This is a genomic window from Collinsella aerofaciens, assembly GCF_015554145.1.
In the GTDB taxonomy this organism is placed as follows: Bacteria; Actinomycetota; Coriobacteriia; order Coriobacteriales; family Coriobacteriaceae; genus Collinsella; species Collinsella aerofaciens_AA.
The window spans coordinates 71,902-86,831 of record NZ_JADNHZ010000011.1 but is presented as its reverse complement, the minus strand read 5'-3'; the positions used below and the strand labels follow the sequence as shown (position 1 = coordinate 86,831).

Annotated in this window: 17 protein-coding genes; 16 read left to right on the top strand and 1 reads right to left on the bottom strand. The window is 56.9% G+C overall.

Features of this window, described 5'->3' with window-relative positions; all coding sequences use genetic code 11:
* Positions 1–72: 72 nt before the first annotated feature.
* Positions 73–510, bottom strand: coding sequence for a PBECR4 domain-containing protein (locus I2E13_RS06120; protein WP_195404527.1), 438 nt, complete (start codon positions 508–510; stop codon positions 73–75).
* Between the two features lie 1,202 nt (positions 511–1,712).
* Here I2E13_RS06120 and I2E13_RS06115 point away from each other — a divergent pair.
* The 16 genes from I2E13_RS06115 to mihF all read left to right on the top strand — a co-directional run bounded on the left by I2E13_RS06115 (position 1,713) and on the right by mihF (position 14,908).
* A complete protein-coding gene (locus I2E13_RS06115) occupies positions 1,713–3,599 on the top strand; it encodes a DEAD/DEAH box helicase (RefSeq protein ID WP_195404526.1) in 1,887 nt (628 codons plus the stop codon).
* Positions 3,600–3,701: 102 nt separating this feature from the next.
* The gene (locus I2E13_RS06110; RefSeq protein WP_195404525.1) at positions 3,702–4,976 is read left to right on the top strand and encodes a DUF6273 domain-containing protein; all 1,275 of its coding nucleotides are present in this window, start codon (positions 3,702–3,704) and stop codon (positions 4,974–4,976) included.
* A gap of 240 nt (positions 4,977–5,216) precedes the next feature.
* Positions 5,217–5,720, top strand: a complete 504-nt coding sequence (locus I2E13_RS06105; protein ID WP_195404524.1) for a DUF192 domain-containing protein — start codon at positions 5,217–5,219, stop codon at positions 5,718–5,720.
* 386 nt (positions 5,721–6,106) lie between these two features.
* Positions 6,107–7,048: a DUF6273 domain-containing protein gene (locus I2E13_RS06100; protein ID WP_195404523.1), complete on the top strand. Its 942-nt coding sequence runs from the start codon at positions 6,107–6,109 to the stop codon at positions 7,046–7,048.
* A gap of 60 nt (positions 7,049–7,108) precedes the next feature.
* Positions 7,109–7,606, top strand: a complete 498-nt coding sequence (locus I2E13_RS06095) for a hypothetical protein (protein ID WP_195404522.1) — start codon at positions 7,109–7,111, stop codon at positions 7,604–7,606.
* A 608-nt stretch (positions 7,607–8,214) separates the two neighbouring features.
* Positions 8,215–9,279 carry an RNA-dependent RNA polymerase family protein gene (locus tag I2E13_RS06090; protein WP_195404521.1) on the top strand — a complete coding sequence of 355 codons (1,065 nt, stop codon included), beginning with the start codon at positions 8,215–8,217 and terminating at the stop codon, positions 9,277–9,279.
* A gap of 157 nt (positions 9,280–9,436) precedes the next feature.
* A complete protein-coding gene (locus I2E13_RS06085; protein WP_195404520.1) occupies positions 9,437–9,793 on the top strand; it encodes a hypothetical protein in 357 nt (118 codons plus the stop codon).
* A 21-nt stretch (positions 9,794–9,814) separates the two neighbouring features.
* A complete protein-coding gene (locus tag I2E13_RS06080) occupies positions 9,815–10,234 on the top strand; it encodes a single-stranded DNA-binding protein (RefSeq protein WP_195404519.1) in 420 nt (139 codons plus the stop codon).
* A gap of 15 nt (positions 10,235–10,249) precedes the next feature.
* Positions 10,250–10,711: a hypothetical protein gene (locus I2E13_RS06075; RefSeq protein WP_195404518.1), complete on the top strand. Its 462-nt coding sequence runs from the start codon at positions 10,250–10,252 to the stop codon at positions 10,709–10,711.
* 50 nt (positions 10,712–10,761) lie between these two features.
* Complete coding sequence (locus I2E13_RS06070) at positions 10,762–10,947, top strand: hypothetical protein (protein ID WP_195404517.1); 186 nt, start codon at positions 10,762–10,764, stop codon at positions 10,945–10,947.
* 69 nt (positions 10,948–11,016) lie between these two features.
* A complete protein-coding gene (locus I2E13_RS06065; RefSeq protein WP_195404516.1) occupies positions 11,017–12,420 on the top strand; it encodes a flotillin family protein in 1,404 nt (467 codons plus the stop codon).
* The gene (locus I2E13_RS06060; protein WP_195404515.1) at positions 12,420–12,797 is read left to right on the top strand and encodes a hypothetical protein; all 378 of its coding nucleotides are present in this window, start codon (positions 12,420–12,422) and stop codon (positions 12,795–12,797) included. The genes I2E13_RS06065 and I2E13_RS06060 overlap by 1 nt, the downstream gene beginning before the upstream one ends.
* 329 nt (positions 12,798–13,126) lie before the next feature.
* Positions 13,127–13,927 carry a ParA family protein gene (locus tag I2E13_RS06055; RefSeq protein ID WP_195404514.1) on the top strand — a complete coding sequence of 267 codons (801 nt, stop codon included), beginning with the start codon at positions 13,127–13,129 and terminating at the stop codon, positions 13,925–13,927.
* Positions 13,928–13,929: 2 nt separating this feature from the next.
* Positions 13,930–14,292, top strand: coding sequence for a hypothetical protein (locus I2E13_RS06050; protein ID WP_195404513.1), 363 nt, complete (start codon positions 13,930–13,932; stop codon positions 14,290–14,292).
* A complete protein-coding gene (locus I2E13_RS06045; RefSeq protein WP_195404512.1) occupies positions 14,293–14,577 on the top strand; it encodes a hypothetical protein in 285 nt (94 codons plus the stop codon).
* Between the two features lie 4 nt (positions 14,578–14,581).
* Complete coding sequence (gene mihF, locus I2E13_RS06040; RefSeq protein WP_195404511.1) at positions 14,582–14,908, top strand: integration host factor, actinobacterial type; 327 nt, start codon at positions 14,582–14,584, stop codon at positions 14,906–14,908.
* Positions 14,909–14,930: the final 22 nt, after the last annotated feature.

The following is a 14,930-nucleotide window of genomic DNA, read 5'->3' as shown; positions in this document are numbered from 1 at the left end:
GCTAGAAATCATATGACGGGGCGCGGGCCGTGTTCCGCTATGCGGTTGTCAATTTGCGAAAGAAATTATGCGTCACCTGTGAATCGCGCCAATTGCGAAGCCTGCTTTTGATCCGGATATCCAAATCTCAGCGTTAACTTTTGAGCGACGCTTGTTGACTGCACTCACATGTGTTGCGGTGGAACCGAATTCATTTAGGAATTTGGCTGCGATTGTTTTCATCTTAAACTTAGGCGCGATGCTATAGCCGAGGTCTTGGGGTTTAAGATTGCCTGCAATCGCTCGGGCATACACCTCATGAGGTTTGATTCGGCAATTGTGTTTGTCGATGCCTGCGAGATGACTGAAGTTGCCAGCAGAAAATGACACTTCGAGAAAACGAAGTGTCATTGTACCGAAGCAAATAAGAAAAGATTTGCCATTCAAATTCTTCTCGAACTGCTGGGCTAGTGAAATTATTGCTTCAGCTTCTTCCTTGCCGGCTAGACGCCCATAGCTGTTGCTTCTCATGAGGTGCCTCTTTTTTGGGAAAACTACCTCAATCGCTGAAACTGTCGTTATCGGTGCCGCTGCGGCAATATCTACTCTCTAAACAAATAAGGGCGCTTTCGCGCCCTTATTGATTCTCGGTTCCTGCCTGCCAGTCTGCTCTCCTAGACCGAAGTCTAGGCGCGGGGGCTTAGGCCCCTAGGCTTGAACGTACTCGAGGTCAAGCTCTCCAGGCGCGTCCACGTACACCGCGCCGAACGTCAGGTTTACCAGCCGAGCCTGGGTTCCTTTCGGAACGCTTTCATTATACCCTGGTAAGTTTAGGTGATCAATATCGTTTAGGAAAGATTTCAATCTAATCTCGATTTCGACGTCTCCCCATCCACTCAGTCAAACATGTGGGGCGCCCCAAAAAGGCGCCCCTCAGTAAAGCAAGTTGTTTTCATCACTCATATCGCGAACCCACATCGCCCTATTTATCCCTTCCGCTCCTTCCTGCCCTTCTAACTACCCGCTAGTCCTCTACCTGTGCCGAGCCGCCATATAATCCTCACCGCAGCAATGGTTTATCCGTCGCCCAGGCCAACCCGACAAAGACAACCAAAACCAACCATTTCCGCAGTTCTGCGCTATTACTCCCTTCAACATCCCAATACCGAACCGTCTCCACATCACGTTCAAACTCCCCGTAAAATCTACCTGCTTGAAAATCGCCTACCCGCGCGTCTATCAGCTTGATTAGACCCCAGTCATTCACTCGAACGCATCCCCGAACGCGACCCCGCGCTATCTGCCCGCCGCCTCGACACCTACCTCGACAACTGAATTTCGCCCGACTGGCTATTCTTGACCTATCCGGTTGCCTGCCGCGCGATCCGACGCCTGATCAGCATCGGAAAGCGCCGAGCGCGGAGGACGTGGCCGCTAAGGGCCTGAAAGAGTCCGCAAGTGCTCAAAACTTGGCGAAAGGCGCAAAGGATGACGGGATCCATTTCGGATACCGAGTACCCAGGTGGGGTCGATATAGGCGGTTTTAGCAGACTACGTCTCCTGCCAGCGATCACCCCTGAGAGGGAAAGGGTCTCGTAGGGTTCCGTAATTCAATGCAACCGATCGTCGCTTGGACAAGGGACCGGACTTCATGGCCACATGCCGCGAATCCATAAACGCAAATTACCCATACCACGGATTCGCGGCACAGGCCTCCATGAGATAGGAGCCACATGTCCGCAAGCGGTTTGAAATTAAGGGACTACCAAGCGGAATGTATCGACATAATCGACAACCTAGACGGCGGCGCCCATTTGGTGCAGATGGCAACCGGCTTGGGCAAGACCGTCACGTTCGCGAACATCCACAGGCACGGCCGAATGCTGATTCTGTCCCATAGGGACGAGCTGGTGGCGCAGCCAGTCAAGTATTTCGATTGCCCCGTGGGAATCGAGAAAGCCGAAAGGCATTCGGATGGCGAGCCAGTCGTCTCCGGTTCGGTGCAGACCCTATCGCGCGGCACCCGCCTTGAGCGGAACTTCAAGCCGGGCGATTTCGACCTCATTGTGACCGACGAGGCGCATCATGCCTCAGCTCCAACCTACCGCAAGATAATCGATTACCTGCGACCCCGTCTCCACATCGGTTTCACGGCGACGCCGAATCGAGGCGACGGTAGGGGATTGGACGATATCTTCGAGGATATTGTCTTCCAGCGCGATCTCCTCTGGGGTATTCGCCGTGGGTACCTCTGCGATATCGATTGCATGCAGGTGGAGGTCGAATGGTCCACCGCTGGCGTGAAGCGCGTGGCGGGAGACTTCCAGCTGAGCGCCCTAAACGACGCCGTGAATCGCCCGAAATCGAACGCGCAGGTCGCCGAGGCATACCGCCGATTCCATCGCGGCCAGACTCTCATATTCGCCTCGTCGGTTAAACATGCTTACGCGTTGGCCGAACTCATCGAGGGCGCGGTGGTCGTCGATGGAAAGACCCCGATGGACGAGCGCCGCCAGATTATCGAGGACTTCACCGCCCGAAAGATTCCCGTCCTCATCAATTTCGGCGTATTCACCGAGGGCACCGACATGCCCCTCATCGAGACGATTCTACTGGCCCGACCGACGCGAAACTCAACCCTCTACACGCAGATGGTCGGGCGCGGCCTGCGTCTCTACGAGGACCCCGAAACGGGCTACAAGAAACAGAACCTGCTGCTGATAGACTGCGTGGGCGATTCCGACAAGAACGATATCTGCACGGCTCCGAGCCTGATCGGCATCGACCCGAGCGACCTCGACGAGAACGAGAAAAAGACCGTCCGCGGCCCTCTGTCGGGCCTACGCGACCGTATCGAGGCGTCCGAGGACACTCCCGAGGGCTGGGTCCTTTCCGTCCGCAAGGTCGACCTCACATCATCGAGCCAGAATATCGCTTGGATTCGTCGCGCAGACGGCTCGAAGGTCATCCGAGGCAAGGGATGGTCGGTTCGCATGCACGCCCCCGATATCCTCTACCGCGTCACGGTCGATTTCAACGGCAACAACAAGACCGTCCGTGAATATGACGATGAGGCTGAAGCCGAGGCCGCAGTTCGACGCTGGTTAGACCACTATCCCGTACCCTCCCAAGACAGATCCCTATGGGACACTGAATCTGTCAAAAAATGGGGCAACAAGCCCGCCTCCAGCGCCCAAATCAGCCAAATCAGGCGCATGCTCGGCGATGATGCCGAGGCGATCGATGTCGAGCACCTAACGAAGCGCGAGGCGGCTGCGGTTCTGGATAACGCATTCGAGAAGCAGGAAAAGGCCTTCGCCGAGATCTATGGTTTGTGTCCCAAGTGCGGTCAGGCTCTAAAACTTACCAAGAACAAGAAATCCTTCACCTGTACGTCGAACCACTGGTCGCAAAACGGATCATGGACGCTGGTTTCGGGATGCGGAACGACCTTCAAGGTGAGAGCCGACGGCCATTGCATAAAACCCGCCGAACTTAAGGCAATTCGGGAGAACGGCTTCTACGTATGGCGCGGGAAGAAGTACGCCTTCGAACCTGCCGTGAACCTCGGCGACTTCAGTGCTGTCAGATGCATCGGACAGGCCGATGATGACTCCTGATAGATTTACGAACCCGCGCTCCACAACTCAAACCCGTCCAACCCTTATGGTCGAACAACGCTCAGCTCCAGTCAATCGGAGTGATTTTCAATAGCATCTTCATTGACTGATTTCTTTAGTCATTCCCTCAATCCCCAACCTTACCGCAGCGGCAAGACCGCCGCAAAGACCTGCGGCACCTCTACGATTGCGTCGAATCTATTAGCCCTGAGCGAAGGGAGCCGCGTATGCATGCAGCGGCATTTTCGCCTCGGGGGGGGGGTCGCTCCTAAGACGACCCGCCTTCGAGGCCAATCTATAATCGAGTACGTCCTGATCATCGCTCTCATCGGCCTGGTGATCGTGTTCGCGGGACCCGGTGTGGCGGGAGCGATTCGAAATCAGTTCAACCTGGTCGGCGGCGCGGTCAATAGCGGGACGAACAGCGGTACCGAGGGCGGTGCGGCGGGCGGCGGTTCCACAGGCACCGGTTCCGCGACCGTGCAGGTGGCCGTCGCCAAGGACGCGAAGGACTGGACGCTCGATGAGCAGGAGGCCGTAGCCGAGGACATCGCAGCGAAGGGCGAGGCGTCGCCCGCCTACGCCAAGGCAAAGGCCGCCATGGATGCCGGCACGAAGTGGTCAATCAAGCTCACCGATGGTAAGACAATGCAATATCGCATCATCGGCATCAACCACGACGACTTGGCCGACGAATCCGGCAAGGCGGGACTGACGTTCTTAACCACCTCAATGGGCATCGAGGGTCGTATGAATCCCCCAGATTGGGGGGCTCCCGAACCGGGCCCCGAGCCGCCTACCGAAAAACCGGTGCTGCCAAATAGACCGGCCGTAAAGCCCGCCAGACTAATCGCTGAAGCGTCCGCCTCGATTCAAGGCTATAACGGCGGGGGCTGGGAGGCCTGCGAGCTTCGTGCGAAGATGAACTCGGGTGAGATTTGGAACCTCATGCCGTCTGATTTCCAGTCCAAAGTGAAATCGGTTAGGAAACTTACGAACAACATCGGCGGCGGAGATGAGAATAGGCATGCAGCCGTGACGGCCACCTCGGACAAGCTGTTCCTGCTCAGCTACTCCGAAACCGTTAGTTATATTCCGACGGGGTCGGGGACGGTTGCAGATTATAGTATGTATACTTGGCTACCCAAGGAGGGAAGCCAATATGAGGCATTCCGGGGTAAGGTGTCGCCCGCCTCTGGAAATAGGATTCTTAAGACTGAAGAGAACTTGTTGGCATCGATACGCCTTGGTCGTTCCTCCTGTCCGACTGATTACGATTGCTTCATGGGCATCTTTGGCCTCGGCGAGGTAAGTTTTTATAGATATATTGAAAATGACACTAAGGCATACGTTATCTGCCCAGTCTTCTGTTTCTAATTTCGTCTACATCTTGCACAAACCCCGCGCGATTCCGCGCGGGGTTTTCTTTTGACAACCGCACGAACGGTTTGATTTTCGTGTCACAGGTAATGCGGTCTGAAGAACAATGGGGTCATAAAACAGCTCTCAGAGCGCCTGCCACACCCTATCAATTGCCGCAGCGGCAAATCAGCCTCGCTAGACCCCATGACCTCTATCTTCAAACCATCAAAGACTTCGGTTTGAAAGGATACCTTCATGGCAGATAGCGAGGCACGTCTGTTTAACGCAACCGGAAACAACATCGGCTCTTATAAACTCGAGGTGATGGACACCTTCTGGAAGCGCTTCATGGGATTGATGGGACGCCCTGAGATGCCAATCGGCGATGCCGCATTGTTCCGCAAATGCTCTTCAATCCACATGTTCTTTATGAAGATTCCCCTCGACGTCATTTGGTACGGAGCGGCAGAGCCAGATGGTCACGCACCCGTCTTGGCGGTATCGAGGGCCGTCAAGCCTTGGCAATTGTCGTTCGGTCCGAAGCACGCTCAGGGATGCCTCGAAGTGGCTGCCGGTACCGTCCCCATGAACGTCGATTCAATTGAGATCGAAACCACATCTTCCGACCGCCCGAAAGCAGCTGTGACCCCTCCCGACTACCGCGACGTCGTCCGAGACCGTATCCAAGTGACCAGATGCGCCGATAGCCAAACCCACTTGGGCGGAGCCGCCTCGCTCCTACATGGTCATGTCTGCTAGCCAATTCCTCCACGCCACACTACCTGATGAGCCCATGGCTTCCAGTATCGCGGCGACGCTCGACCTCCATAGGTTGAGTTTCCATGGGGTAGGGGATACATGCCTACAAGGCCGCACGTCCCATTCGACCCGAATGATTCCAAAGATTTCCCCTCATTGACTGATTCCTATAGTCATCTACCTCAATCAAAACGCTCAAAACCACCCAGCCCTCGCAGCCGTTCAATATCATGACCCCAATCAACTAGAGAGATTCCAATATCCCTGCCTGACTTCTTTAGTCATCATCCCCCCCCAAATTGCCGCAGCGGCAAGACCGCCACAAAACCCAACGCGGCTCCTACCCTTGGCTCGTATCTACCAACCCTGAGCGAAGGGAGCCGCATATGCATACAGCGGCAATTTCGCCTCGGGAAGGGGTATCTCCTAGGAGTGCCCGTCTCCGAGGCCAATCGATCATCGAGTACGTCCTGATCATCGCCCTCATCGGCCTGGTAATCGTGTTTGCAGGCCCGGGTGTAGCCGGCGCCATCCGCAACCAGTTCAACCAGGTTACGAACACGGTCGATTCCGGCACCGATGGCGGCAATTTCATGAGCGCCGAGGAGAAGGCCTACCAAGAGGCGATGAAGACCGTCGTGAACAAGGACGCGAAGGACTGGACGCTCGAGGAGCAGAAGGCCGCAGCCACCGATATCGCCAAGAACGGCACGTCCTCCGCTGTCTACGCCAAGGCCATGGCCGCCATGGAGGCCGGTACCAAGTTCTCCGCCAAACTGACCAATGGCAAGACGCTCGAATACCGCATCGTCGGTATCAACCATGACGATCTCGCCGATGGTTCCGGCAAGGCGGGCCTGACGTTCGAGGCGACTAATTCTGCACTGGGTTACCAGAAAATGAACGCTACGAATACCAACGCCGGCGGTTGGGAGAAGTCGGAACTCCGAGGCCGTCTCAACACCGGTGACCTCTGGTCGCTCCTGCCTAGCGAACTTCAGTCCAAGGTGAAGGCCGTCACGAAGATGACCGATAACCAGGGTGGCGGCAAGGCCGGTACTCCCACCGCCACGACCGACAAGGTCTTCCTGCTCTCGGCGACCGAGGTCTGGGGCGATATGCAGTCCGACGGCACCCAGTACGAGTACTACAAGTCCAATGGCGTGACAACGTCGAACTACTCCGGAGCTTCGTCGAGCTACTATCACTGGACTCGCTCCGTGAGTTCGCTCGGCTCCGCGTACTTCCGCTATGTCGGTTACAGCGGCGACTGGAGCAGCTATTACGCGTCGGGCACCTACTACGTCTTCCCCGCTTTCTCCTTCTAATCTACGCCCCTGAACCCCTCCGGCATTCGCCGGAGGGGTTCCTTCCCAGTTGGAGGCTCCATGGTTCCCAAAAGTAGACAAACCGAATCGGTCTCGACTGAATATCTCCGACAGGCGCGGATTGTCTGGCGTGAACTCATATCGATAGCCAAGAAACTCCCGAAATCCCGCGCCTTCACCGAGACGCAGTACATCTGCCGCGCTGGTTACGACCTGATGCAGGCAGCGGCCGAGGCTGATGGAATCTACGTTATGACGGTTGAGGAAAGCGCACAGAGGCTTGTCCTTCTGAATGATGCCTACGGGCGGCTTTGTCTCATCGGTATGTTCATCGATGCCTGGCTGGACGATATGCCCCAAGTTATCTATACCGAGCAAGGCGCTGGGGGAGCCGAGGTGGGAGTTTCCAAGCCCTTCGTGAAGATTAGTCGGCTCGAATCGCTTGCAGGCACCGTTTCTACCGCCATGAAGGTGACAAAGGGAGCCATAAAGGCAGAGCGTATGCGTCTGAAATCATTTGATTCCAAATCAGATGCAAGTCCGGTTTCTCCCGAGTAGGCTGTTCTCCATCTGGGGTTCATTTGCGTGAATCCCAGATGGTGGGCATCCGTTTTAGCTTCGTCGAGCAACAATCACTGGACTCGCTCCGTGAATCCGAACAACTCCACGAACTTCCGCTATGTCAATAACAGCGGCGACTGGAACAACAATAACGCGACGAACACCAACTACGTCTTCCCCGATTTTCTCCATCTGGTCTGAGTAGCGCACCTCGCGAAAGCGGAATGGTAAAGGAGAAAAGGGGATACCCACCGGTCGGCGCCCCATTCGGCGCTGCGAATACAGGCCCTGGTGATGCAAGATGGGCGGACTTGACTCCCAAATGGGACGGCATCTGGACTGCACTAGCGGTTTTCAGGCACATCGGAATCGGCGCCCTGAATAGGGGTGCAGCCGGGGCTTATTGTCAATTTACGGAAGGAGGGAGCTCCTTGAACCGCTCCCAACGGGCAAGGCGGCGCGAACGCCGAGAAGAGCGCCGCCGAGAGCTGAGTCGCCGATCGCTCAAGACGGTACCGAAGACGCCTGAAGACGTATTCTCTTTCGGAAACCTATATAAAGCGGCTCGTGTATGTGCGAAGGGTACCTTATGGAAATCGGCTGCGATGAAGTTCGATAGGTACCGCGCCGTCAACTGTATCCGCCTGCGCGAGAGCCTGCTATCGGGTAAGTATCGCCGCCAGCCCCCAGTCCGCTTTACCCTTTGCGAGCGGGGCAAGATCAGGCATATCGTAGGACCGCGCTACAAAGACCGCGTCGTCCAGCGTTGCCTATGCGACCGCTTTATCGTCCCGATGGTGTCGCGCAGCCTCGTCTATACGAACTCGGCGAGCTTGAAGGGAAAGGGGACCTCCTTCGCTCGCAGCCGCTTCGAGCGGGACATGCTTTTGGCGAGCCAAAGATACGGGGCAGCCGCTCGGGTTTTCCAATACGACGTCAAGAATTATTTCAGAAGCATCCCCTCGGCCTGGGCGCATGCCGTCCTGTCTGAAATTATCTTGAAGCCCTATCAAGGACGGCCTGAATCGGACTCCATGTCACGCCTCCTCGATATCGCCGCTCTCTATAGCCGCGAATCGGATTTCCTGACATTGGGCAATCAAGTGAACCAGCTTGCAGCGATCGCCTATTTGAACAGGCTGGATCACGCCTTCCATGAACTCCTCGGGCAGGGCGGGGCTGGCCGCTATATGGATGATGGCTACATTTTCTGCTCTGAAAAAGACCTGCCGTACATCCGCCATCTCTTCCTAGCGGGTCTTGAATCCCTGGGGCTTCAGCCGAATGTAAAGGCCTGCTTCTCCTCCCGCCTGAATCGGGAGCTGACGTTTCTCAAGATTCGATTCTCTTGCGCTGATGGCCATCCGTGCCGCCATCTCTCCCAGACCACACTCATCCGATATCGAAGGCACCTCAAGTCCCTCTGTTCGTCTGTGGATTCGCAAGAACTGCCGCCTGAAGTCATCAACGCATCTATCGCGAGCTTCAAGGGTGTCCTGTCCGGCTCCACCGCAAGGCACAGACGCGCTCTCGAATCGAAAGCCCTGTCGCCACTTCGAACATTTACGGACATTCCCGGACAATGTCCTAAAACAGCCCAAAAATGTCCGAAAACGGCCCTAAATGTCCGCAATTGCATACCGTCCACCGATAACACAGGAAACATATAACGGCGCACCGTTAACTATGCTAGTATCCTAGCTGTCAGGCCGCACCCCAAACGACCTGCCGGACAGATAGGATGACGATATGAACACTCTGTTTGCAGGAGGCGGATTTAAATCCGCCTCCGCCCTTTTGCGAAGCGAAAAACCTATAGGAAGCCGAATGTTCTACTTCGAGGACGAGCCGCACAATGACGGTACGTTCGTCCATGAGGCGGTTCAGTCGCTGGTAGGCGAGGTCGTGGATGTCGCTATGCCGTCACCGTTCAAAGCACGCGGCATGGAGACCGTGCGCATGCAGATTACCCAAGCGTACCCTGCATTTTTCATCGGACGCCGAGTGAGCGGCCACAAGCGCGGCCTCGTCGTGAGCGTCCGCTATGCCGATATCTCGAGCGGTACCTGTATATCCGACCAGATTTCCACTGCAGTGCGCCGAATCGAGGCATCCCACAGCCGCCCGCAAAGCCATGCGGGCCGCGCGAAGCGTGCGAACTTCATCGCAGACCTTATCGATTAGCGTTTCGAGAGAGGAACCGACATGTCCGATATCAACAACGTTTCCCTGACCGGCCGCCTGACGCGACCTCCCGAGTTGCGTACGACCGCAGGCGGCACGCAACTCCTGTCATTCACCCTGGCGTTCAACACCTCGGTTAGAAACAGGCAGACCGGCGAGTGGGACGAAAGGGGCAACTTCATCGACTGCACCATCTTCGGCAAACGTGCCGAAGCCCTGTCGCGCTATCTCGCGAAGGGACAGAAAGTCGCAATCGCAGGCGAGCTCCGTTACTCGACATGGGATAAGGACGGCCAGCGACATTCCAAACTCGATTTGATTGTCGCTAACATCGAGTTCTTGGCAACTCGACAGTCCGCAGCTCAGCCCGCGCAGGCACCTGCCCCGCAAGCCCCGACGCCTCCCGTCGTCGATGACTTCGATGACGATATCCCGTTCTAAGGGGGGCAAGGGTTAATGGATTTTAAATGCTCTGTCCGCGTGCAGACGGCAATCGAAGGCATTATTTATTTCACGATTCTAATAGGAGTGGGTTTACTCCTCTTTGCGATTTGGGACTTTGGCGACAGCGAATACAATTCGTTCCAGCTCGAGCGCACGCAGGCGGGGAGCATCCAGGGCAAATACATCGACTCATCGGGTTCAGCCAAAAGCTACTACGTGACCGTCCGAAACGGGAGATACGAGGCAGACCATGAAGTCTCCCTTGTCGATTACAACGCCGCCAAGGTCGGAGCCGATTTCCCGGTCGTGCCGACCGATTCCGATTCCGTCAAAACCGATGAGGCTCAAGAGCAAGCCGACAACGCGCAGGCAGATTCTGCCAAATCCCAGGCGGCTGAACGCCAGAACAATGCCTACTGGCAGTGGTTTTGGACCCACCAGTTGCTCACGAACATGAGCGCGGCCGGCGAATAATCGTGAAGCATTCTGAGCCCGAACACCTTCTAGTTTCACAGGAGCGATAGATGCACGTTATCGAGAAACTTCGGGATATCTGGATGAGATACGGCGGCGGGTTCAATAGCCTGAGCCCTTACGAGCTGGACGAGATCCTGCACGGTGTATGGACCTTCTCGCTCGCACTCGGCGCTCTCTCCTGCATTGCCGCGCTTGTCGTGATGCTCGCACGTCTGATTGAACTCTTGGCGTAATTCCCCTCACAAGCAACTGTTTATCACCGGGCGGCCCTGTCAGAGCCGCCCTTGAAGAAAGGAAGCTGCATGTTCTTCGAATCTGTAATTTTCAACCTGCTCCCCATCATCATCGGCATCCTTGTCGTGGCGATGGTGTTCGAGAGCTGCTGGCGCAAATGCCCACCGGACAAACTGATGATCGTATCTGGATTCGGGCAGATGCGCAGCGTCTCCGGTAAGGGCACCTTCGTTATCCCGCTCCTTCAGCGCGTCGACACCCTCTCCCTCGGTGCCGTACAGGTGCAGCTGACCACCGAGAACGAAATCCCCACTCAGGATGCGATCCTCATCCACGCCTGCGCGGTCGCCAACTTCCAGATCGGCCAGACCCCCGAGCTGATCGAGACCGCTTCCAAAAACTACCTGAACATGGACAAGGAGGAGATGACCCGCCAGGTCACCGAGGTCATGCTGGGCAAGATGCACGAGGTCATCGGCCAGATGGATCTCAAAGAGCTCATGCGCGACCGCGAGAGCTTCAATGCCAAGGTCTTCGACGGCTCCAAGGACGACCTCGCCAACCTCGGCTTGGAGCTCCGTACCTTCAATGTCCAGGACTTCTCCGATTCCCAGGGCATCATCCGCTCCATGGGTGCCGATCAGGCTGCCGAGATCAAGAAGGAGGCCGAGCTGGCGCAGATCAAGGCGGCCGAGGAGGTCGCCATTCGCCAGAACCAGCTCGATTTGAAGCAGGCCGACCTCAAGAAGCAGGCCGACAAGGCGAAGGCCGAGGCCGATATGGTGAAGGCCACCGTGACGGCCGAGAAGCAGCGCGAGCTCTATATCGCCCAGCAGGAGGCCGAAATCGCCGCGGAGACCAAGAAGGTCGAGCTCGCCGAGCGCCAGGCGGACGTCAGGGAGCGTGAGTTGAACGCGACCGTGAAGAAGCAGGCCGAGGCCGACCGCTATGCAGCCGAGCAGGCGGCCGAAGCCGACCTCTACAAGCGCACGAAGCAGGCCGAAGCCGCCCGTATCGAGCGCCAGAACGCCTCTGATGCCGAGCTGTATTCCGCCCAGAAGGACGCGGAGGGCATCAAGGCGAAGGCTACCGCTGAGGCAGAAGCCACGCGTCTGAAGGGCGAGGCTGACGGCGCGTCCGAGAAGAGTAGGGGAGAGGGCATCGCTGCCGGCGTGAAGGCCCAAGCCCAGGCCTACAACGGCATGGAGAACCCCTATCTGCTCGCCAACCGTTACATCGACATCATGCCCAAGGTGGCCGAGCAGGTCGCGAAGCCCCTCACCGCCGTTGATTCCATCAAGATGTACGGATCTGGCAACGCCCAGAAGCTCGTAAAGGAGACCACCTCGATTGTCGACCAGGTCGCATCTGGCCTGAAGGACAGCACGGGGATCGACCTGCCGTCCCTGCTGAATGGTCTGATCTCGAATCCCAACACCGATGCTGACCCCGCCGAGGGCATGACGGACTGATGGTCATCCATCTAATCGCCTCGGCCTTGTTGCTCGACATCCTTGGCTGCATGACACCCCTGTCATGGATAGTGGACATCAAGGGCATCAAAGCGGGTGTCTTTCTGATTTGGTTGGCATTCGTCATCGTTTCCGTCCTGATGGGAGTGCTGCACCAAAAGCAGCTGGTGGCGGTGAACCCCCTGTTGACGGTAGGGCTTGAGTCCATCTGCCTGGTCTGCGCGATTTACCCCTTGTTTGGTTTCGCTACGAGCTTGGCTCCCCGCGGTACGGCACAGATCAACACGGTAACCGTCCTTGCCTTCTTAGACCTCCTTGTGACGACCGCAGGATATATTTCCCTGCTCCTGGGCACGGTCTGGCTCATATTCTTCTAACTTCACGGACGCACCCGTATCGCTTATAGTACCCGCATCATTTGTCCCCCGCGACCACAACGGTTGCGGGGGCTTTTCTTTGCGATGTGACCCACCCCACGCAAATACTAACGACGCGCCGATAATTCTCAGATAATGCTTGCATTATGCCGATAGGCTGATATCATATAGTTAAGTCAAAAGCGTACCCCAAGCGCTGGATGACGGACAGGAAGATGACTACGCGACATCTATAAATGTCGCAAGGTGACGGACGGCACGCCGCCCGTCACCTGGGCTATCTATGTTCGCAATTCCGTTCGGGGTCGCACGAATCCGAAGGGAGTCCGATGATGGGTGCCGATGGCGTGGCGCAGGTCGCAAGGACGATTGCAGTAATCAACAATAAGGGCGGGGTCGGGAAGACCACCGCGAGCAAGGCCCTCTGCGAGGGCATGGCCGAGCGCGGGCTCAACGTTCTTCTGATCGATATGGATGCCCAGGCGAACATCACGACTTGGATGAAGGCCGAGACCGCTCCTGCCGTCCCCACGGTCTTCAATCTGCTCGAGAAGCCCAAGACATTCCTCTCTGATTGCGTCCAGTTCATGGACGGGTGCGACATTATCGCCGGCGATATCGCGATGAAGGACCTCGATTCGGTCCTCTCTCAAGGTCTCGGCCGCGAGTTTCGCCTGAAGCGAGCCTTGGAACCTGCGATGGACGTCTACGACTACATCGTTATCGATTGCCCCCCGTCCCTCGGTCTCTCGACCCTGAACGCCCTCGTCGCGGCAGATGACGTGGTTATCGTAACCGAGCCGTCGATGTTCTCGATTAACGGTTTCGGCAACGTCTACGATCTCGTCGAGTCCATCAAAGCCGACTATGCGTTCAACCCCGACCTCAATATCGACGGCATCCTGCTCAACAAGTACAGCAAGGACGAGGTTGCATCCCGAGCCGCCGACGAGCAGCTTCCCGCGATCGCCGAGCTTGGCCATACGAAGCTCTACGCGGCGCGTCCGATGAAGCACAAGGCGATTGAGGACGCGGCGAACAACAAGGAGCCGCTGTTCGGCTTCCGCCCCAACGATGCCGCCGTGGCCGAGTTCCGCAAGTTTGTGGACGAATATCTGGGCGGCGAATAGCCATGGGCGCGCCATCGAAGAACCGCATGGACCTCACGGCCGACGCGAAGCGTGCCATGCTGAGCCGGCGTTCGGGGAGTCCGTCCGTACGCTCTGCGGAAACTGCCAAATCGACAGGCCCCTATCCCTTTGGCGATGAATGCGTGAAGGGGATGGCGGCTGCAATCAAGGCGGCCTACTCCAAGGAGTATGCGGCGGGGGATTTCCCACGCCAGACGCAGGTCTCCTTCAAGATTGATTCCAAGGCGGTAGACCGCATGAAGGTCGCAGCCGTCACCCACCACATCCGCATGCGCGATCTTTGGGCGATAGCGACCGATATCGTCATCCAAGCACTCGATGAACTCGATAGGGAAGGGATTTAAATGGACGAGATTGAGGATATTACCGGAACCTCGCATCAGGATTGGCAGGTCGAGCGGGTCTTGGAGCCCAAAGACGTTCTCATTCCGAAGGGGATGAAGACGCTCGCCAAGACCCTGCGGCACGCAGGTCAGCTGCTCGCGGTAGCGACCGCCTCCAATCCCGATGACCCTGAGACTCCCCGTTATGCCTTTATCACCGTCTCTCGCAAGAACCGCGCCGAAATCAAGGCGTTCATCTGCGAGTTGACGCCCGAGCAATACCAAGATTTATTCGAAAGCGAGTGACCCTATGTCCGATTCTGCAAACAAGCTGCCCGTTCTGACCGATGAACAGCGCCGCGCGAACCTTGAGAAGGCTACAGCCGTCCGAAAGGAACGCAAAGCCTTGCTTGACTTGGTTCGCCAGGGTTCCGTCACCTTCGAGCAGGCTTCCGCTGATCCCAGATACTGGCGTATTCCCGTGGTTCGCCTGCTGATCGCCGTCCCCGGTATCGGCAAGATGAAGGCCACCCAGCTCATGGCTCAAGCCGGCATCTCCCCGAATCGCCGAGTCAAGGGTCTCGGTTGCCGACAGCGTGATTACATCATCGAGCATCTCCCCGCGTCCAAGGGCTAGGACATGTCCCTGCTTGCGACAT